Here is an 18,911-nt window from a genome sequence, read left to right as displayed (position 1 = left end):
ATGCCGCGTTTTTCGGTGCAGGAACATCATGCGAGCCATCTTCATTGGGACTTACGTCTGGAAAAAGACGGCGTGCTTAAGTCCTGGGCCATTCCTAAGGGGCCTCCCCTTAAAATAGGCATAAGACGCCTTGCCATTGAAACCGAAGACCACCCTCTTGATTACATCTATTTTGAAGGCATAATCCCGCCGGGGTGTTATGGTGCAGGGATTGTCAAACTATGGGACAGAGGCACCTACGAGATCGAATTCTGGGAAGATGATAAGATCGTAGTGGTTTTCAATGGGGAAAAGCTAAGAGGGCGTTACGCCCTCCTTCGCTTAAAAGATAAAAACTGGCTCTTTTTCAAAACCAAGAAACAGCCAAAATTTAGTGACGACCACACCCCCCGTGGCCATGACCACCGCCACAAAGACGTGGAGAAACCCTGAGAGTTCCGGCCACAAAGGCAGCTACCGCCTCATCAGCGGGCATGGCTGGAACACCAGAGACCACTTTAATGCCGTATTCTTCAAAATAACCTATGGCACGCCTGCCAAGCATGCCGCAGAGAATACAATTTACCCCAAGGCTTGCCAGCCACTGGGGAATAACACCGGGCTCATGTGGTGGCGGAACATGGATCTCCTTGCGAATTCCGTCTCCATCTACTTCGTAAATGGCAAACTGAGGAGCATGACCAAAGTGTTCCGCAACCATTTCGCCTTCGATAGGTACTGCTATCTTCATGATTAACCCTCCTTCATCAGGATTTTTTCTATTTTTTGGGCAATTTCCTTAAGGGCCTTCGTAGCTGGCCCGTTAGCATACTCTGGAAGTGGCTTAGCCGCATGTAAAGACTCAAACACTGCTTCGTCGTAAGGAATCTCCCCAAGGGGAGTAAAAAGGTCTTTGCGAGCCAAGAGTTTTTTAGCGATTTCAGGATTCAAATCGGCCTTATTAACCACCAAATAACCAGGAATACGAAAGTGTTTAAGGAGCGCTGCTACGCGCTCAAGGTCGTGTTCTCCTGAGACAGTAGGCTCGGCCACAATTAAAACTGCCTGGGCTCCTGAAAGCGAAGCAATAACCGGACACCCTACCCCAGGAGACCCGTCAACCAAAACCAAGGAAGCTCCTTTTTCTGTTGCTACTTCGTGGGCCTTTCTTTTTACCGCAGCCACAAGCTTTCCGGAATTTTCCTCTCCAGGATAAAGCTCAGCATGAACTAGGGGACCGTATTTGGTGTCAGAGACACAAAGACTTCCTATTTCTTTTTCTTCCATGGAAATGGCCTCTTCAGGACAAAACCAGGCACAAACCCCGCACCCCTCACAAGCCACGAGATCAAAGGAAAAATCTTCCCTCACCGCCTCAAAACGGCATTTTTCTAGGCAGATACCGCAGTTAGTACATTTTTCCTGGTCTTTTACCGGTTCCCATCCTGAAAAAAAGGCTTCTTTGGCCTTTAAGGTGCCATCGAGGAGTAGACCAAAATTGGCTGAATCCACATCCGCATCAGCCAGGACCTTTTCCCCGGAGAGAAGCACTGCCAAAGAGGCAGCAATAGTAGTTTTTCCGGTGCCTCCTTTTCCACTCAAAATGAGAAGCTCTTTCATAGACACGCCTCGATTCGCTGATAAAGATCCCGGAAACTTTGCGCTAAGTCTGGCCTAGCCTCTAAAAGAGGAATCCCCCGGGAATAAGCCTTGGCAATTTCTTTGTCATCAGGGATTTCAAGAAGAAGCGGAAGTTTATTCTCTCGCAAAAATTCCATAAGTGGTTCATACACACCGCGACTGCGGTTGATTACCACTCCCATAGAAATATTCATGGTCTTTATAGCACCATAGGCCTGTTTTAAATCGTGCAAACCAAAAGGTGTCGGCTCGGCAACAAGGATACAAAAATGGGCATCTTTTACCGCGGTGAGCACCGGACACGCGGTCCCCGGTGGGCAATCAATGATGTTTATTTCATCATGCGCCAGAAATTGCTTTTTAAGCGCCTTAATCAGGGGTGAGGCCATGGCCTCACCTACTTTTAATTCTCCGTAAGCAAGCACGATGTCTCCTGACTTGCCAGCCAAGAGCCTCCCAAGCGGAAGCTTGGTTTCTTTGATACATTCTTCAGGGCAAACTTCCAGACATCCGTAGCAAGCATGGCAGAGTTCTGGAAAAACCAGCACTGTTCCCGGAAACACCGTAATGGCATTAAAGCGGCATATTTCTTTGCATTTTTTGCAAAAAGAGCATTTTTCTTCGTCAACTTCTGGCACCATACGAAAGACCGTTTCTTCGTAAAAAAGCTCAGGACGCAAAAAAAGATGGGCGTTGGGCTCCTCAACGTCGGCATCAAGGAGCCTTGCTGAAAGCGCCTGGGCCAAGGCCACTGAGACAATAGTCTTCCCGGTGCCGCCTTTTCCGCTTGCTACGGCAATAAACACCTGTCCCTCCTACTGGCAACCGCGTCCCCGTCCCCGGCCACGACCACCACCCTGGCCACGTCCACAGCCACGGCCGCGTCCACCGCCCTGACCACAGCCGCGTCCGCCACCAAAACCTCTCCCTCCACCAAGTCCGCGGCCAACTCCCATGCTACGACCGCCTCCCTGACCCTTTCCGGTTCGAAAGTCTTCAGGGGCAGACGCTTCCATGACACCCACGCCAAAATGGGCTTCAACAGTAGGGGCTTCTATCTCGGCAAGTCTTCCGGCTTTAAAGGCTTTTAGGGCATCTTCTACCGTGGCAACGTCAACCTGGGCTACTTTAATTCCTGCGGCAGAGAGCACCGCAAAGGCCTTGGGGCCACAATTTCCAGTGATTAAGAGCGAAATACCTTTTTCTGCCAGATAGTTGGCAGCAGCAATACCTGCCCCCTGAGGCGCATTAACGGCCTCATTGGCAATGGCCTCAAAAGAATCTGTTTCGGTGTCGTAAATGATGAAATACTGGGCACGGCCAAAACGAGGGTCAAAAGGTGCTGAAAGATCATTTCCCTGGGCTGTTATGGCTATCTTCATTTTTTCCTCCTGTAATGTTTGCTTGTGAAGGTAACGCAATTGAAACAAAGTTTCAAGAACGAAAAAAAATTGCGGGGACAGGCAAAAATTTCCCCAGGAAAATTTTTCCTAGTGGGCAAATTTTTCCTGGTGGCTAAGGGCGAAGGCCGAAAGGAGATTGTGAGCATTGAGCTGTGATCAGTAACCTGTAAAGCGGTTGTAGAGGTCAGGCGCCTGACTTCTGGATCAGAGAGTATTGCGAGCGCTTTTTTGATTCGTCATTGCGAGGGAGCGCAAGCGACCGAAGCAATCTCAGGCGAAGTGAAACAATCCCGGCCCTGGGCCAAAGTCTTGAGCAAAAGCGACCGAAGAATCCACACACCTGCCACGTCATGCTGAGGACCGTGAGGCCCGAAGCATCCACAAATCGATTAAGTGGTTAATGGATTCTTCGCCTACGGCTCAGAATGACACAGAAAAAAAAGCTCAGAATGACGCAAAAAAGGCTCAAAATGACGTAGAAAATATCAGAATGATGTAGAAAAAAATGGCTCAGAACGAAAAAGAAAGAGCAGTTCAGGTCAAAGGAAGAATATCTCAGAACGACATATTACCTTACATGCCCCGGTGGGGCATAAGGAAGGAATGAAAACGTTGCTTGGCCGATATTTTTACAGAAACCGGAGTATTTTTAAATCGACGTGCTTTAAAGGGGATCCTTCCCATTTTTCGGAAGCCTTTAGCCTTTAGCCCTTAGCCTATCATCCACTTTAACAACCTTTACAATCACAGCTCACAGATCACTGATCACTGATCACTAGTCACAGATCACTGATCACTGATTACCGACCACATTGGCATTGGGCTTGCATACCTAAGAAAGCGATGAAAGCGCTAAAGGTAAACCCACAACTAGGATTACTTGAGGCCCTAGAGGGCGGAAGGCTCCTTGAAAGGCGCCTGGATGTTACGGCCAACAACCTGGCCAACGTCTCCACCCCTGGCTATAAAAAAGACGTTCTAAGCTTCCGCGAAGTTTTGATGCGTAAGTTCCCAAAGGGTTGGCGCACGTTCAAAGAAGTGACACAAACGACAGATTTCCAACAGGGGCCTCTTGAGCATACCGGAAACCCCTTTGATATCGCCATTGGTGGCGAGGGCTTTTTCAAAGTAGAAACTCCTTTTGGCGTGGCTTACACCCGTGCCGGAAACTTTCGCCTGGATGCCGAGCGCCGTCTTGTTACTGCTGAGGGTTATCCTGTGCTTGCTGACGGTGCCCCCATCGTGATCGAACCCGGCCTTGCCAAAGGTGGGCTTGCCACCATTGATAACGTCTATTTTCAGGTAGATGCCTCAGGAGTCATCGCCATAGACGGCACCGAGATCGGCCGCCTTGACGTGGTTAAGTTCGAAGACCCTAAGGCCCTTAAAAAGTATGGAGAAAATCTCTTTGTGGCCAAAGAGGGAGCACAGGAAATCCCCGTTGACAACCCTAATTTGCGTCAGGGATACCTTGAAGGCTCAAACGTGGAAGCCCTAAAAGAAATGGTAAACCTCATCGAAATCCAGCGGGAATTTGAAGCCATCCAGAAGTCTATTCAAGGGATTGGGGAACATACCAGCCGCATGATTGAAACTTACGGTCGCACTTAAAGGAGGAAGATATGATACGCAGTCTCTGGTCCGCTGCCACAGGTATGCAGGCCCAACAATTAAAACTTGACGTTATCGCCAACAACCTTGCCAACGTAAACACCTCTGGCTTCAAGAAAAGCAGGCCAGATTTTGAAGATCTTCTCTATCAAAAACTCAAGCTTGCCGGCGCTTTAAACGGTGAAGGGAATCAGGTCCCCGTGGGTATGGAAATCGGCCTTGGGGTGCGCCCGGTCTCGGTTAGCAAGATTTTTTCCCAGGGAGAATACGAACAAACCAATAACGAACTCGACCTGGCCATTGAAGGCCGCGGTTTTTTCAAAGTGCTGGTAAACGGCGAAGAGCTCTACACCCGCGCTGGCCACTTCAAGGTTGACCGGGACGGATACATCGTAACCCCTAACGGTGCCAAGCTTCAGCCTGAGATAGTAGTGCCAAATAACGCCGTGCGCATTGAAATCACCCAGGACGGCCAGGTAACCGCGATCATGGGGGACGGCACTACCCAAAATCTTGGCCAGATCCTTCTTTACGATTTTCCAAATCCGGCTGGGCTTTATTCCCTTGGGCGCAATCTCTACCGCCCAAGTGACGCCTCAGGTGACGTCATTGAAGGACAGCCTGGCGCAGAAGGCTTTGGCACCATCGCCCAGGGCTACCTTGAAATGTCAAACGTGGATGTGGTGGAAGAAATGGTCCAGATGATTGTTACCCAAAGGGCTTATGAGGCCAATTCCAAGACGATCCAGACTGCCGATCGCTTACTTGAAATGGCAAACAACGTGAAACGGTAAGCCATGAAAAAAGCCGCTAGCATCGTCATCTTTTGCGTGATTTTGGCCCTGGCGAGCAAGTCCCTGGGAAAAACCTATGACGCAGGGTTTTTCCGCAAGGTCTTTTTAGAAGAAGTGAGTCAGCGCATCACCTGGGCCAGAGGGGAGCTTAAGCTTGAAAGATTTACCGTGCAACCTGAAAAGGTAAGCGTGCCAGATAACGCCAGGATGCTGGTGCGCCTTAAAGGAAGCCCGGGAATAGGAGCAAACGTTTTACTTTTTGATTTTTACCAGGATGACCACCTGGTAAAACGGGTGCGGGCCATGGGGTTCATTGAGGCTTATCTTCCGGTGGTAGTGGTCAAAAGGCCTGTTGCCGCGCGCACGGTGCTTACTCCCGAAGACCTTGGCTTTGCAAAAAGGCCCGCAAGCCGCCTTCCTAAAGATGCCCTTTTTGCCCTGGAAGATGCCCTTGGTAAAGAAACCCGGACAAGTCTCAGGGCAGGCCAGGTTTTGCGCACAAGCTCTCTTCGCATCCCGCCTGTTATCAAGCGGGGAAAGATCGTAAGGATCGTGGCCAGAGGGAAAAACTTTGTGGTTTCTGCCCTGGGTGAGGCCCGCCAGGCAGGCCGCCCAGGTGAGTTTATTCGGGTTAGGAACCTTTCAAGTAAACGCGAAGTCTATGCCAAGGTGATAGACGCCCAAACCGTGGAGGTGAGATTCTAATGCGTGGCAGAAATTTGCTCATATTGCTTGCTTTGGGGATGATGCTTGGGGCCTGTGCCCCAAAACAGCAGGTAAACATTGCCCCTCCGCCACCGCCTCAGGTTTACGTGCCGCCAGCACCCAAAAGCGTGCCTCAGGAAGGTTCGCTCTATGCTGGGCAAAGGGCCTTTTTCTTTGAAGACCACCGTGCCAGTCGCGTGGGCGACGTGATTACCATCAAAATCGTTGAGACCTATCAAAGCTCAAACAAGGTAAGCAACAAAATCAGCCGTTCTTCTGAAACAAGTGCTGGCGTAAAAAGTCTCCTTGGCTTTGAAAAGGTCTTTGAGGAGTCAAACCCTCGCTTTAAGGCTGACCCCATGTTTAGCGGCGGCATGAGCACCAAAACCGACGGCCAGGGGCAGTTTTCACGCAACACCAATATCGTAGCCACCCTTACCGCCCGGGTAATAGATGTTCTCCCTAACGGCAACCTGGTAATCCAGGGAGTGCGCACCATCCGCCAGGACGAAAACCTGGAATACCTTACCATCACCGGCATTGTGCGTCCTGAGGACGTGGCGGCAGACAATTCCGTGCTTTCCACCCAAATATCAGACGCCCGCATTGAGTATAGCGGTGCAGGCCCTAACACCCTTGCCGTAAGAGGGCCAGGATGGCTTTCGCGAGCCCTTCAGGTCATCTGGCCTTTTTAAGGGGGAAGTTATGCGCAAAGGGATTTTACTTCTCATATCAGTTTTGCTGTTTAGCGTTACGGCACAGGCCGCAAGACTCAAAGACCTGGTAAACGTTGAAGGCGTGCGGGTAAACAAGCTCATTGGCTACGGCATCGTGGTAGGGCTCCAGGGCACCGGCGACGGGGCTCAGACGCAATTTACCGTACAATCAGTGGTCAATATGCTTGAGCGTTTCGGCGTGCACGTTGACAAAAACCAGGTCAAGCTCAAAAACGTAGCAGCCGTTATGGTAACTGCTGAGCTTCCACCATTTGTGCGAGCCGGCCAGCGGCTTGACGTTACGGTTTCTTCCATTGGTGATGCCAAAAGCCTCCAGGGAGGCACCCTGCTCTTAACCCCCCTCCGCGGCCCCGACGGCGAGGTCTATGCGCTTGCCCAGGGGCCGGTATCTATTGGCGGCTTTGCCGCGGCAGGGGCAGGGGCCACGGCCCAGAAAAATCATCCCACGGTGGGCAAAATTCCCTCTGGCGCTATTGTGGAAAAGGAAGTCCCGGTAAGCATTAATGCGAAAAATACGCTTAGGCTTTCTTTCAGGGAAACAGACTTCACCACGGTATCCCGAGCCTGTGATGCCATCAACGCCTTTTTAAACGGACCTTACGCCACCCCTGTTGACGGCCGAAGCCTTGTGGTGCGCGTGCCCAAGGCTTATCACGGAAACGTTGTCAAACTCCTGGCAGATATCGGCGACCTAGCGGTTGAACCAGACGCCCCGGCAAGGGTGGTGATCGATGAGCGCACGGGAACAGTTGTCATGGGAGAGAACGTGCGCATCTCTAAAGTGGCTATTGCCCACGGGAATCTCTCGGTACAAATCAAAGAAACCCCTCAGGTTATTCAGCCACCGCCTTTTTCCCAGGGGCAGACGGTGGTGGTCCCCCAGACAGAGCTTAAGGTCAAAGAGGAAAAGGCAAGGCTGGTAGTGCTTGAAGAAGGGGTAAGCATTGGCGAGCTAGTGCGGGCACTAAACGCCGTAGGTGCCACGCCGCGTGATTTAATCGCCATTTTTCAGGCGATAAAGCGGGCAGGCGCCCTTCAGGCCGAACTGGTGATTATGTGAGGTAGGCCGTGAAAATCACAAGCCTTGACTTAAACAGCGTTGAAGCCCTTAAGGAACTTGCAAAGCGCGACCAGAAGGCCGCCCTGCGCAAGGCCTGTCAGGAGTTTGAGTCTATTTTTCTCTACGAAATTTTTAAGGGGCTCAAAAAAACTATCCCCGAAGGGGGAATGTTTCCGAAGAGTTTTCAAAGAGAGATGTATGAAGATTTCTTTTATCAGGAAGTGTCTCGTAGGCTTGCCCAAAAAGGCACCGGGCTTTCTGAATTGCTTTACAAACAGCTTAGCCGCAAATACGGAGGTGTAAAATGAAAAATCCCTGGCAAAAACTCGCCGAACTTCTTGAGGAAGAAAGACAGGCCATTGTCTCTGGAGACCTTGAAAAACTCCTTGATTGTTTGCGGCAAAAAGAAGACATCTTAAAGGACCCGGCGCTTCGCACCACCCCGCTTTCACCCACTCTTCGTGCAGAAATCACCAGGCTTACCGAACACAACCAGATGCTTCTTAAAGCGGGGCTTGCCTTTATTGAAGAGGCCTACCGGTTCCTGGGAAGACACATGGCACCAAAGGCCGCTTATACCGCCCAGGGCAAGGCCAAAAGCGCCAAGGGTGCGCAGCTCCTTAGCGTGGAGGCCTAAATGGGAGGGCTTTATAGCGCTTTAAACATCTCCAAAAACGCGCTCCTTGCCTTTCAGACCGCAGTTCACGTGACTGGCCACAACGTGGCAAACGTAGATACCGAGGGATACTCGCGCCAGAAGACCGTAAACGCCCCCTACCCTCCTACCCCAGGGCCTGCAGGCCCCATGGGAAGTGGAGTCAAGGTTGAACAGATAAAACGCTACTTTGACGCCTTTTTGGAAACGAACCTCAACCTTAAGCGCAGCGACCTTGGCCTTCTTTCCGCAGAAGAAACAGGCCTTGACCTGGTGCAGGGGCTATTTAACGAGACCAATCCCCTTGGGCTTTCAAAGCTCCTTGATGACTTTTTCACCGCCTGGCAAGGGCTTTCCAACCGTGCGGAAGGAATTCCTGAAAGACGCGTGGTCATTGAAAAAGGACGGGTGCTGGCAGAGGCCATCAGGGACAAAAACCAGGCGCTGGTTGATCTCGAAAACAACGTCCGCCTCAAATTAAAAGACGTAGTGGGTGAAATAAACGAAATCGCCAAGCAAATTGCCGACATTAACCGACAGATAACCGCGGTGGAGTCTGGGCTTCACCAGGCCAATGACCTGCGCGACCAGCGTGACAAGCTGGTAGCCAAGCTCTCAGAGCTTGCCCAGGTGCGCTACTTTGAAAACAACCAGGGTGCCTACGCCGTAGTCCTTGGAAACGGCTACAACCTGGTGGATATTGACTCCTACTGGCAGCTTGAACTCTCTGGAGGCGAGGTCTATTGGCTGGGGCACAGCGGTGAAAAAGTCCGCTTAACAAGCAAAGAAGTCTCTCAAGGAGCCCTTGGCGGGTGGCTGCGCATCATTGAACAGATCTCAAACGACTGGAACTACGAGTACGTAATCTCTACCAGAAGCACCTATACCAAAGACGGGCATACGCTCAGGGAAAACACCACCTGGGAAGAACTCGGCATAAACGGCCCCGTTGAAATCAGGTTCAGCGGCACAAACCACTTTGGCGACGAAATAACCGGGGCCTATCAAACCACAGACCCTAAAGAGACTGTCCGCGATTTTCTGGACGAAATAGAAAAGGCTTACGACTACAAAGTTAAGGCTTATCTCACTGACGATGGCCGCCTGGTGGTAAAAGACGCCGTGCGCGGCGGAGGAAAGCTTTCCTTTACCATCACCCAGAGCCCTGTTGATTTTGGCAGGTTTGACGACGAAGCCGCCAACCACCGGGTAGAAGAGCTTAACCTTACCGGGAAATTTCATCTTTTTGCCGAAGAGCTCGTGCGCGCGGTAAACGAAATTCACACCGAAGGCGTGGGGCTAAAATTCTACGAAGGTGAGCTTCAGGGCCTTTTTCAAAGCGACGGGAGCATAAAAGGTCTTGACTTTTTCCGGGACATAAACCGCAATGGCTCGCTTTTTGTCTGGGTAAAAGACCCGACAGGGAACATCACGCCGGTTAAAGTTGATTTTGCCCTTGCCGCCACCGCCACCATTGACGACATTGCCAACCAGATAAACGAGGCCTTAAAAGAAAATGGCTTTAACCCTGATAATTCGGTGAAGGTCCTTTTCCGCAACGGACGCCTGGTCTTTCAGGCACAGGAAGGCTGGGGCTTTGCCTTTTCAAACGACACTGCAAACGTGCTTTCTGCTACTGGGATAAACGTCTTTTTTGCGGGAAGTGGTGCGGGAAGCATTGCCATCAACGAAAAACTCTCGGTAAATCCGGAATACTTGGCCGCGGCAAGGCTTGACCGGGAAGCCTGGCGAAGCGAGGCGGCTTTAGCTGGCAGCTACCAAAGCCGCCTTCCCATTGCAAACCCGGATCAGGTGGTTTTTAACGACCCGCCCCATAAAATCTACGTGCGTTTTTTTGACGCTCAAGGCAACCAGATCCTTCACGAAACCGAAAATGGCTTCAAGGTAAAAGAACTTGCAGTTCAGGTTAATCCTGGGGACTCGCTTACCGATATTTTGCAAAAGCTTGACGCCATCGAGGGGCTCAGAGCCTATCTTGACGGAAATGGCCGCCTGACCCTTGAGCTTGACCCCAATTCTTCGAAAAACTACGCCTATTTTGAGCTAGGCATAGACGAGCCCCCGCCAGCAGATTCTTTTCTCTCTTATCTTCGGGAAAAGGGCGTATGGGTCCCGCAATACCAGGCAAGTAGCGGGCGCATGGAAAGTGCTGATTGGTATGAAGACCCTTCTTCGGTTACGGTGAGCGAAGACGCTGAGCTTAACTTTGTCTTCTACGATGCCGAGGGCCATGAAACCGGGCGCACTTCGCTTTCCGTGGCAAGCGGTACGAACCTGAAAGACCTTGCAAGCCTCATTGATGCCATTCCAGAGTTTCGGGCAGGTTTTACCGAAGGCAACAGGGGTAAGCTTTTCTTAACGCTGGCAGACGCCCCAGAAGGCTCTGTCTCTTTTGAGATGACGGTCTCTGGGGGAGACGGAGACGGAAAACTTGACCTCTCCTCGGGTAGCCCCCTGGAACTAGATTCAATTTCGGAGAAGCAGATTTTTTCAGGCCTTGAGCCCTGGGTTAAGCCCACCCAATATGTGGCAGACCTTGGTTCTGTAGCACCTCAAAATCTTTTGTTTTCAGGCTTTGTAGATGTCAAATTTTTCGACAGCGCAGGAAATGAAATCCAAAAAATCAGCTTTGGCACCACGGGAAGTCCGGATGTTTCTGTGACTGACACCAACGGAACCGGAGCGATAGATTTAGAAGACCTTGTCTCTGCCCTTGATAGCCGGGGAGAGCTTAAGGCTTACCTTGATAACGGAAAACTTTTCATCTCACTTGGAGATGGCGCCCCTCAAGACGCCGCTTATTTTGTCATTGAGGGAAATGGTCCTTCGCGCCCCTGGGGTTCGCTTCAATTTGTGAATGATCAGGGAAGTCTCGCCACCTCAGACGACGAATACTTTGAGCTCACTTTCCAGATGGGCGCCCTTGAAAACTGGCTTTTTGATGAGGCCGGAAATCCCATTGATACTGACCCTGCAAACGAAGTAGTTGATCCCTTCCGCCTGGAGCTTTCTACTGGTGCAGGAGCCATACAAATTGTCCAGAAGTATAACGCCGAAGAAAACGCCCGCTTTGGCCTTGCCGCTCATCTTGATGACGAAGGAAGGCTCGTCGTTAAAACCTCAGGGCTTTATGACACGAGAAGTTTTGTGGTAACCGATGCCTTTCGCAAAAACTCCTTTGAAACATCAAGCGTAAAACCTAACAAATTCGATGCTCAAAACAATCTATGGTACCTGAAAACTGACGAGTCCGTTGATAAAAACGCCTCATTTGAAGCTCAAAACATAACTATCGATTATTTAAAACCAGATGGTACCACCTTCCACACGGAAACTATTTCTCTTACCGCAGGACAGACCTTAGAAGCCTTCTTAAACGCTCTAAACGCCCTTGATGCAGATAGCGATGGCGTTTCTGATTTTTCCGCCGCAATTGACGACTCCGGCCGTCTGGCCATAAGAGTAAACGATCCGGATCAGGATAACGACGGAAAAGACGATTGGGTCTCTTTTAAACTTAGCACCAACCTTGCCGCTGAAGAAGGAAATTTCGTGACTTATCTCGCCAGAAAAACTTTTGCCGCTAAAGACACTGGCATTGCCAGGGAACTTCAGGGCTTTTCTCCTGCTGCAGGGGATAACCGCAACGCCTTAAGGCTTGCGGCCCTTTCCAACAGCCGCCGCGAAAAACTTGGCCAGGCCTCGGTGGCGGACTTCTACACCGCCATTGTAGGAGAAGTAGGCATTGCCACCAAAACCGTAAAAAATTCCAAGAGCTTTATGGAAGACCTGATAAACCAGCTAAAAATCATGCGCGACAGCATCTCAGGTGTTTCCCTTGACGAGGAAATGGCCAATCTCATCAAGTATCAGCAGGCCTTTTCAGCCTCTGCCAAGATTTTAACGGTGGCTGACGAAATGCTCGATACTTTAATACAGGCAAAGAGATAGCGGGAGGCGTAAATGGCCATTCGTATTGGCTTAAAAACCCAATATGACCGTATGCTTTATAACTTGAACAAACTGACCACGGAAATGCAAAAACTCCAGACCCAGACCGCCTCAGGGGTCAAGTTTGAAAGGCCCTCAGATGATCCGGTAGCCCTGGTGAGAAGCCTTGGTTACCGCAAATCAATCGAGGATATCGACCGCTATCGTACCTCGATTCGTGAAGGAAGATCATATCTTCGCACCATGGAAGGGGCTTACGAAGGGCTTGAAAACATCGTCATGCGCGCCAAACAACTTGCCATCCAGGCAAGAAATGACAGCATGAGCCCTCAAAACCGCGAGGCCATCGCCCGCGAGGTGGACAATCTCCTGAAAGAAGCCCTTGCCCTTGCAAACACCCGGCACGGGAACCGCTACGTTTTCGCAGGGAACAGGCCTGTGGGCTATGATGAAGCCCACCCGCCTTTTGAGCTGGTAAAAAAAGCCTTACCTGATGGCGCCGTCAAAGAACAGGTAATTTATCGCGGAGGCGAAGAGGACACCTACTTTGGCTATGCGCCAGATGGCAAAATACTTATCGGGCGCAATGGTAACGAGGCTATTGCTGCCTCTGGAATTTTCGATGCGTTAATCGGGCTTAAAAAGACCCTTGAAGCCAATAACGTCTCTGACCCACACCAAGAATTAGAAGAACTCGGCATCCAAATAGACCGACTGGACAAAGTACTCAACCATTTGCTTAACGAGCGGGCAGCCCTTGGGGCCAGGATGGACCACCTTGACCTTAAAGATAACCTCTACCAGGACATGCAGGACATCATCAAAGAAAACTTAAGCGACACCCAGGATACGGATCTCCTTGAGGTAGCCACACGCCTTAAGGCCAAAGAAACCGCATACCAGGCTGCGCTGGCAGCTTCTGCCAAGGTGATGCAGTTAAGCCTTGTTAATTACCTGAGTTAGGAGGGAACTTGTTAGTACTTACGCGTAAGGCCGGAGAATCAATCGCCATTGGGCAGGAAATCAAGATAGTGATTCTAGAGGTCAAAGGGAAACAGGTAAAAATCGGCATAGAAGCCCCGGCCCATGTGCCGGTGCATCGCATGGAAGTTTACCAGAAAATCTTTGAAGAAAATATCCGTGCGGCCACGGTAGATATTTCCTTAGACCATTTAATAAACCCTGCAAGGGAGGAGTAAGTTGAAGATAGAGACTACGAGATTCGGGCAAATCGAGATCGAAGAAGACAAAATCATATTTTTCCCAAGCGGAATACTGGGTTTTCCGCAGGCAAGGCGTTATGTGCTTATTCCGCACCGGGAAGGATCACCTTTTTGCTGGCTTCAGGCTGTTGACGTGCCAGAGCTAGCCTTCGTAGTTATTGAAACGAGCATGTTTTTCCCGGATTTCAAGCCAGAGCTCCCCAAAGAGGCTAAGGAGGAAATTCACCTGCGCGAAGGAGACGACCTCTCGCTCCTTGCCATAGTGACTATTTCAAAGGAAAACCCGGCCGATATTACGGCCAATCTTTTAGGGCCCATTGCTGTTAATATTCCGCGAAGGCTGGCCAAACAGGTAGTGCTCGATGCGCGCAAATATCCTTTGAAGGCCCCGCTGACACCGATTCTGCAGAAAATGGCTGAAACCAAAGCAACTCCGCAGCAAGCAAACGATTTTTCAAGACTCGAGGAAACAGCCCGATAAATCGTAATAAGAGAAGAGCTTTGAACAATGTCACTGCAAAGAAGCGCCTTTTTGAAGGAGCTTAAACAGGATCCGTTCCTGTTTTTCGTCCCGAAAGATAGGAACGGATCCCCGAACATATCAAGGACTTAAGGGGCTTGGGAGGGCCGTATGGCTGATGTATTCGGAAAAATAAACGTTTTGGGGCTTGGCTCTGGCCTAGATCTCCAGGGTTTGCTTGATCAATTGCGTGAGATAGAAGAAGCCCCTATCAAACGCCTTGAAGAGAAAAAAGACAGCTACGAAAGCAAGCTAACGGAGTTTGACTGGTTGAATACCCAGGTTATTTCCCTTAAGTCCAAGGCCCTTGATCTTTCCCTTGAAAGCTCCTACCTCACCCGCAACGTAAACGTCTCAGGAAGCGGAGTCTCTGCAAGTGCAGAAGTAGGTGCCCTCACCGGCACTTATCAAGTAGAAGTTACCCAACTTGCCCGCAAAAACATGTGGGAGTCTCAGGGGTTTGCTAGCAAAGACGCTTCTGTTGCCACTAACGACGACGTAATCCAGATTGCCGTGGGCGATAAGGAATTTTCCGTGCTGGTGCCTGCAGGCACCACCCTTGAGGGGCTCGCTAAACTCATAAACGAGGCTGAAGACAATCCCGGTGTGGAAGCCAAAGTAGTTGACACGGGCTCACCGTCAGACCCATACAAACTTATACTTAAATCTAAGGAAACCGGTGAAGACCACCGCATCGTGGTTACCCAGGAACTCGCAGACGTTAGTTTTAGCGAAGTTACCGGCCCCCCAAATATCTGGCGCTCAGAAAATTACACCAACCCTGATGACGTTGTTAATAGCACGGGAAACACCATCACCTTGAACATCACCGCAGGGGAAAAAAATATCACCGTAGAAGTGCCAGACGGCACTACTCTTTCTGAGCTAAAAGACCTCATTAACCAGGCGGCAGAAAACTCCTCTCTTAAAGCTTACCTGCGTCGGGATTCTTCTGGAAATTACTTCATTGACTTGCGTTCTCCAGAGGCCCTTTCTGTTTCCCAAACACCAGATACCCCTAGTCTTTTCCCTTACGAAGTGGAAACTAACGGCGAAAGCCTTAACGCCTTCTTCAAAATAGACGACATCGCTTATCAGCGTGGCACTAACGAAGTCTCAGACATTGTCCCAGGGGTCACTTTTTCTTTAAAAAGCCCTGGGAGTGCAACCGTAGAAGTCTCTCCTTCCCTTGAGGACGTGAAGTCAACTTTTTCTTCTTTGGTGGAAGATGTAAACAATCTTTTAAGTAAACTCCGGGAAAAAATGGCCGTTGATATTGAAAAAGGAACCGAAGGCCCACTTTACCGCAGCACTGCAGCCGAAAAGCTGATTAGGGACCTGAGAGATGTTTTTTCGGCAGGCGTGTCTTCAAACAAGCACATAAAAAGCCTTTTTGACCTGGGCGTTAACTTTAACCGGGATGGTTCCATAACCCTTGATGAGAAAAAACTTGAAGAAGCCTTTAGCAAATACCCCGATGAAGTAAAAAAACTCTTACTGGGAGATGACGAAAATAACATAAAAGGATTTGGGGAAAGGCTAAACGACGCCCTTCAAAACTATCTTGGGCCTTCTGGATTAATTGCCCTTGAGCAAAACACCACCAAGCGCCAGATAGAACTCATTGAAAAAAACATTGCCCTTAGCAAAGAAAGGGTAGAACAAAATATGGCTGTCATGCAAAGACAATTCATGGCCCTTGATAGATACATCCAGCAACTAAACGATCTTTCGTCTTATCTTGAGACCCAATTCAAGAGCATCTCAGGGCTCTCCGATAAGAAGTAAAGATTAGGCGTTCAGGGAAGGACGCCACAAAAATAACAAGGAGGTTCAAGTAATGTACGGAAATGCGCTAAACACGTACCGCCGAAATTCTGTTAGCACCCTTGAAGACCCCAAAAAAATCGTAAAGCTTCTTTATGAAGCCGCTATCAAAGAGCTCAATCTGGTAAAGCTCCACTACGATGAACCTTTGGCAAGGGGCAAACACCTCGGCAAAGCCATTGCCATTGTAGGAGAGCTTCAAGCAGGAGTAAATCTTGAGGCTGGCGGAGAAGCCGCAGAGTTTCTCTACAGTCTCTACGCCGCCATGATAAAAGAGCTTTCCAATTTGAACGGAAAAGAAAAAGGCATTGAAACCCTGGAAAGAAGTATTCGCTATCTTCAGGAACTCAAAAAAATCTGGACAGAACAGGTGCTCAACCAACCCCAACAGCCTGTCCAGGAAGAAGAAATCGCCTACAAAGAAGCTGCTGGTGCCAGATGAAAAAGACTATTTCGTTGCTGCGAGAGCTTCTTGTGAGACAGGGGGAAGAGCTGCGCCTCCTTGAGGCTCTCGCAGCCTCGCGCAAAATGTCTTCAAGTGATTACGAGCTCATATTAAGAGGGATTTACGAACGAAGAAAAATTCTTGCCCTTCTTAAAGGTGAAGGGAATTGGGCTCTCTCTCAAAAATTTTCTCCTCAAGAAAAAGACGAATTTTTAAAGCTTTCGACAGAATTTTTAGCCAAAGAAAAAACCCTTCAGCAATTGGCCCAGCCTGTTTTAGAAGCCTACAAAACCCGCTTAAACAAATTAAAGCTAGGCCAAAAAGCTCTAAACGCCTACGCTAAAGCTTTTTAGAAAAGTACACTGTGATGCTGAAGGAGCACAAGCAACTGAAGCATCCACAGATCGATTAATGGATTCTTCGGTCACTCCCTCAGATGACAAAAATGGGAATTCCCTCAGCCCTTAGCTAATCACGAGGCGACGCAGTCGCCGTGGCAATCTCTCCCACAGCCGTCATCACGAGGCGTGCTATCGCACGCCGAAGTGATCCCTGTCCCGAACACAGTGAGGGATCTAGATTGCTTCGCTTCGCTTGCAATGACACACAAAAAGGCTCTCGCAATACCCTCTGATCAAGGATCCGTTCCCATTTTTCGTTCCGAAAAATAGGAACAGATCCCTTTCGCCTTTTGCCCTTAGCCCTTTAGCCCTTAGCCTCTACAACTTACAGGAAACTGATCACAGCTCACTGATCACGTTTACTTCCCGTCATCCTGAGCGGAGCGAAGAGCCTGCCCTGAGCCGAAGGCGAAGGGATCCATTAATCGACCTGTGGATTCTTCGGTCGCTTCGCTCCCTCAGAATGACAAAAGAAAATCGCTCCCTCGGAATAACCCTTTAGCTGTCATCGCGAGGCGACTTGTACGCCCGTGCGATCTCAGGAAACCTCTAGAACTTCTACAACCTCTAGAACTTTTACTACTGCTCACTGCTCGCCCATCGCCTTCCGCCCCTTGCCCTTCGCCACTCGCTAGGGCGCCCGTAAGCGCCAACGAAGCGATCTCACGAAACATCCTCCACCTCAAAGCTTACGATGTTCCGCTCCCGCTTGCTGAACTCAACCCCGATAAGCCAGATCTTTTCGCACTTCCCCTTATACTTCTCAAAGTAGCGCTTCTCTTTTAGTTGCTTAAGGGCGTCTCCGGTGGCCTCATCCTCCACCACCTTGAATTCAAAGAGATAACACCTGCCCTCAAAAAGCACCGCCATATCCAGACGGCCCTGGTTAGTGGCTTCTTCCACCCGCACATCTAGCCCCAGACCACAAAAGTACGCGTAAAAAACACTGGCATAAAATCCTTCGTATTCTTCAAGCCCCGTCTTACGAAACCAGTCGTGCGGAATCCCGGCAAAGATCGCCTTGAAAACCCTCTCGAGCTCCTCTGGCCTTCCCCTTTCCAGGGCCTCGTAAATCCGGTCGTAATGTTCTTCTTTAGTTGGTAGATCGCTAAAGGTGTTCAGCAAAAAATTGTTAAAACTTGTACGCACCTCAAGGTTCGGAAAACCCAGGATATATTTGGTAAGGGGGCCGCGGCGCCTGGTGCCTTTTATCGTCAAATAGCCCGTCTGAAAAAGGACTGTCTCCGGGTAAATACGATCTACGTCAAAGCTCTCAAGGAGCTCATCTCCCACTTCGAGCTTTTCCAGTTTGGCCACGTTGAGTTTCCGGGCCAAAAGAAGCTTTATCAAAAAAGTGGGCGTGCCCGTCTCAAACCAGTAGGGCCGAAACTCGAAATTGCGCAAAAAGAGCAGAATGTCGAAGGGGTTGTAAACAGGCTCGCCAAGCCAGGAGTAACCGTTATACCAGCGGCGCACCTCGGAAAGGTCAATTCCTTCTAATCTATCGACAAAGGTCTTTTCAAATTCTTCCTGGGTGTAGCCGCATATTGTGGCATAATCAGGCGAAATGGTTATATCTTCCAGGTTGTTAAGGCCTGAAAAGATCGAAACCTTGGAAAACTTGGTAACGCCGGTAAGGAAGCAGAACTTGAGATAAGGGTCTGCGTCTTTGAGTACGGAATAGAAGTTTTTAAGTTTTTCGCGAATACGTGCTGCGGTTTCAATGCTATCTATCCTATCCAGGATGGGTTTATCGTATTCATCAACTAGCACCACGGTTTTGGTGCCGTATTTTTGTGCAGCCTTTTTGATGAGCTCATAAAAACAGGCCCGGTAATCTTCGGCGTGTTTACAGGTAATTTCTAAGGTTTCCTGGTTTTCTTCAAGAATCAGAAGGATACGTTTTATAAGGTCGTTTTCGTCTTCGATAACTCCCGC

At 49.8% G+C, this 18,911-nt stretch carries 20 protein-coding genes; 15 read left to right on the top strand and 5 right to left on the bottom strand.

Annotated elements, in window-relative coordinates:
* Entirely contained in the window at positions 1-432 is a 432-nt protein-coding gene (locus H528_RS13390) for a DNA polymerase ligase N-terminal domain-containing protein (protein ID WP_022854066.1), read from the top strand.
* Here H528_RS13390 and H528_RS0109400 read toward each other — a convergent pair.
* The 4 genes from H528_RS0109400 to H528_RS14345 are packed head-to-tail and all read right to left on the bottom strand — an operon-like array spanning position 371 to position 3,002.
* A complete protein-coding gene (locus H528_RS0109400) occupies positions 371-730 on the bottom strand; it encodes a NifB/NifX family molybdenum-iron cluster-binding protein (RefSeq protein ID WP_022854065.1) in 360 nt (119 codons plus the stop codon). The two genes, H528_RS13390 and H528_RS0109400, sit on opposite strands and share 62 nt — an antisense overlap.
* 2 nt (positions 731-732) lie before the next feature.
* On the bottom strand, positions 733-1,599 hold the full coding sequence (locus H528_RS0109395) for an ATP-binding protein (RefSeq protein WP_022854064.1): 867 nt from the start codon (positions 1,597-1,599) through the stop codon (positions 733-735).
* Positions 1,596-2,426 (bottom strand): nucleotide-binding protein, encoded by an 831-nt coding sequence (locus H528_RS0109390; RefSeq protein ID WP_022854063.1) that lies wholly within the window; start codon positions 2,424-2,426, stop codon positions 1,596-1,598. Before H528_RS0109390 ends, H528_RS0109395 begins: the two co-directional genes overlap by 4 nt.
* A 9-nt stretch (positions 2,427-2,435) precedes the next feature.
* Complete coding sequence (locus tag H528_RS14345; protein WP_022854062.1) at positions 2,436-3,002, bottom strand: NifB/NifX family molybdenum-iron cluster-binding protein; 567 nt, start codon at positions 3,000-3,002, stop codon at positions 2,436-2,438.
* 864 nt (positions 3,003-3,866) lie between these two features.
* Here H528_RS14345 and flgF point away from each other — a divergent pair.
* From flgF to H528_RS0109305, 14 genes are all read left to right on the top strand, one after another.
* A complete protein-coding gene (gene flgF / locus H528_RS0109370) occupies positions 3,867-4,634 on the top strand; it encodes a flagellar basal-body rod protein FlgF (RefSeq protein ID WP_022854059.1) in 768 nt (255 codons plus the stop codon).
* Positions 4,635-4,645: 11 nt separating this feature from the next.
* Positions 4,646-5,428, top strand: coding sequence for a flagellar basal-body rod protein FlgG (gene flgG / locus H528_RS0109365; RefSeq protein ID WP_022854058.1), 783 nt, complete (start codon positions 4,646-4,648; stop codon positions 5,426-5,428).
* 3 nt (positions 5,429-5,431) lie between these two features.
* Complete coding sequence (gene flgA / locus H528_RS14145) at positions 5,432-6,133, top strand: flagellar basal body P-ring formation chaperone FlgA (RefSeq protein ID WP_022854057.1); 702 nt, start codon at positions 5,432-5,434, stop codon at positions 6,131-6,133.
* A complete protein-coding gene (locus H528_RS14140; protein WP_022854056.1) occupies positions 6,133-6,828 on the top strand; it encodes a flagellar basal body L-ring protein FlgH in 696 nt (231 codons plus the stop codon). Before flgA ends, H528_RS14140 begins: the two co-directional genes overlap by 1 nt.
* A gap of 10 nt (positions 6,829-6,838) precedes the next feature.
* Positions 6,839-7,930: a flagellar basal body P-ring protein FlgI gene (locus H528_RS0109350; RefSeq protein ID WP_022854055.1), complete on the top strand. Its 1,092-nt coding sequence runs from the start codon at positions 6,839-6,841 to the stop codon at positions 7,928-7,930.
* 8 nt (positions 7,931-7,938) lie between these two features.
* Positions 7,939-8,238 carry a rod-binding protein gene (locus H528_RS0109345; RefSeq protein ID WP_022854054.1) on the top strand — a complete coding sequence of 100 codons (300 nt, stop codon included), beginning with the start codon at positions 7,939-7,941 and terminating at the stop codon, positions 8,236-8,238.
* A complete protein-coding gene (locus tag H528_RS0109340; protein ID WP_022854053.1) occupies positions 8,235-8,567 on the top strand; it encodes a flagellar protein FlgN in 333 nt (110 codons plus the stop codon). Before H528_RS0109345 ends, H528_RS0109340 begins: the two co-directional genes overlap by 4 nt.
* Entirely contained in the window at positions 8,568-12,557 is a 3,990-nt protein-coding gene (flgK, locus tag H528_RS0109335) for a flagellar hook-associated protein FlgK (RefSeq protein ID WP_022854052.1), read from the top strand.
* A gap of 12 nt (positions 12,558-12,569) precedes the next feature.
* Positions 12,570-13,520 (top strand): flagellar hook-associated protein FlgL, encoded by a 951-nt coding sequence (flgL, locus tag H528_RS0109330; protein WP_022854051.1) that lies wholly within the window; start codon positions 12,570-12,572, stop codon positions 13,518-13,520.
* Between the two features lie 8 nt (positions 13,521-13,528).
* Entirely contained in the window at positions 13,529-13,756 is a 228-nt protein-coding gene (csrA, locus tag H528_RS0109325) for a carbon storage regulator CsrA (protein WP_022854050.1), read from the top strand.
* 1 nt (position 13,757) lies between these two features.
* Positions 13,758-14,261, top strand: a complete 504-nt coding sequence (gene fliW, locus H528_RS0109320) for a flagellar assembly protein FliW (protein WP_022854049.1) — start codon at positions 13,758-13,760, stop codon at positions 14,259-14,261.
* A 150-nt stretch (positions 14,262-14,411) separates the two neighbouring features.
* Positions 14,412-16,088: a flagellar filament capping protein FliD gene (gene fliD, locus H528_RS0109315; protein WP_022854048.1), complete on the top strand. Its 1,677-nt coding sequence runs from the start codon at positions 14,412-14,414 to the stop codon at positions 16,086-16,088.
* Between the two features lie 52 nt (positions 16,089-16,140).
* Positions 16,141-16,569 carry a flagellar export chaperone FliS gene (locus tag H528_RS13375; RefSeq protein ID WP_022854047.1) on the top strand — a complete coding sequence of 143 codons (429 nt, stop codon included), beginning with the start codon at positions 16,141-16,143 and terminating at the stop codon, positions 16,567-16,569.
* Positions 16,566-16,925, top strand: a complete 360-nt coding sequence (locus tag H528_RS0109305; protein WP_022854046.1) for a hypothetical protein — start codon at positions 16,566-16,568, stop codon at positions 16,923-16,925. The genes H528_RS13375 and H528_RS0109305 overlap by 4 nt, the downstream gene beginning before the upstream one ends.
* Before the next feature lie 711 nt (positions 16,926-17,636).
* Here the strand turns inward: H528_RS0109305 and H528_RS0109295 are convergent.
* The coding region (locus H528_RS0109295) for an AAA family ATPase (protein ID WP_022854044.1) at positions 17,637-18,911 on the bottom strand (1,275 nt) is incomplete at its 5' end.

It is taken from the genome of Thermodesulfatator atlanticus DSM 21156 (genome assembly GCF_000421585.1).
GTDB classification, from domain to species: Bacteria; Desulfobacterota; Thermodesulfobacteria; order Thermodesulfobacteriales; family Thermodesulfatatoraceae; genus Thermodesulfatator; species Thermodesulfatator atlanticus.
This window is presented reverse-complemented; position numbering and strand designations above follow the sequence as displayed.

Coding starts and splice junctions, on each gene's coding strand:
- H528_RS14345 (WP_022854062.1), bottom strand. CDS start 3,002: ATGAAGATAGCCATAACAGCCCAGGGAAATGATCTTTCAGCACCTTTT.
- H528_RS14140 (WP_022854056.1), top strand. CDS start 6,133: ATGCGTGGCAGAAATTTGCTCATATTGCTTGCTTTGGGGATGATGCTT.
- flgL (WP_022854051.1), top strand. CDS start 12,570: ATGGCCATTCGTATTGGCTTAAAAACCCAATATGACCGTATGCTTTAT.
- flgG (WP_022854058.1), top strand. CDS start 4,646: ATGATACGCAGTCTCTGGTCCGCTGCCACAGGTATGCAGGCCCAACAA.
- fliD (WP_022854048.1), top strand. CDS start 14,412: ATGGCTGATGTATTCGGAAAAATAAACGTTTTGGGGCTTGGCTCTGGC.
- H528_RS0109340 (WP_022854053.1), top strand. CDS start 8,235: ATGAAAAATCCCTGGCAAAAACTCGCCGAACTTCTTGAGGAAGAAAGA.
- flgK (WP_022854052.1), top strand. CDS start 8,568: ATGGGAGGGCTTTATAGCGCTTTAAACATCTCCAAAAACGCGCTCCTT.
- H528_RS0109350 (WP_022854055.1), top strand. CDS start 6,839: ATGCGCAAAGGGATTTTACTTCTCATATCAGTTTTGCTGTTTAGCGTT.
- H528_RS13390 (WP_022854066.1), top strand. CDS start 1: ATGCCGCGTTTTTCGGTGCAGGAACATCATGCGAGCCATCTTCATTGG.
- flgA (WP_022854057.1), top strand. CDS start 5,432: ATGAAAAAAGCCGCTAGCATCGTCATCTTTTGCGTGATTTTGGCCCTG.
- H528_RS0109400 (WP_022854065.1), bottom strand. CDS start 730: ATGAAGATAGCAGTACCTATCGAAGGCGAAATGGTTGCGGAACACTTT.
- H528_RS13375 (WP_022854047.1), top strand. CDS start 16,141: ATGTACGGAAATGCGCTAAACACGTACCGCCGAAATTCTGTTAGCACC.
- H528_RS0109395 (WP_022854064.1), bottom strand. CDS start 1,599: ATGAAAGAGCTTCTCATTTTGAGTGGAAAAGGAGGCACCGGAAAAACT.
- H528_RS0109305 (WP_022854046.1), top strand. CDS start 16,566: ATGAAAAAGACTATTTCGTTGCTGCGAGAGCTTCTTGTGAGACAGGGG.
- flgF (WP_022854059.1), top strand. CDS start 3,867: ATGAAAGCGCTAAAGGTAAACCCACAACTAGGATTACTTGAGGCCCTA.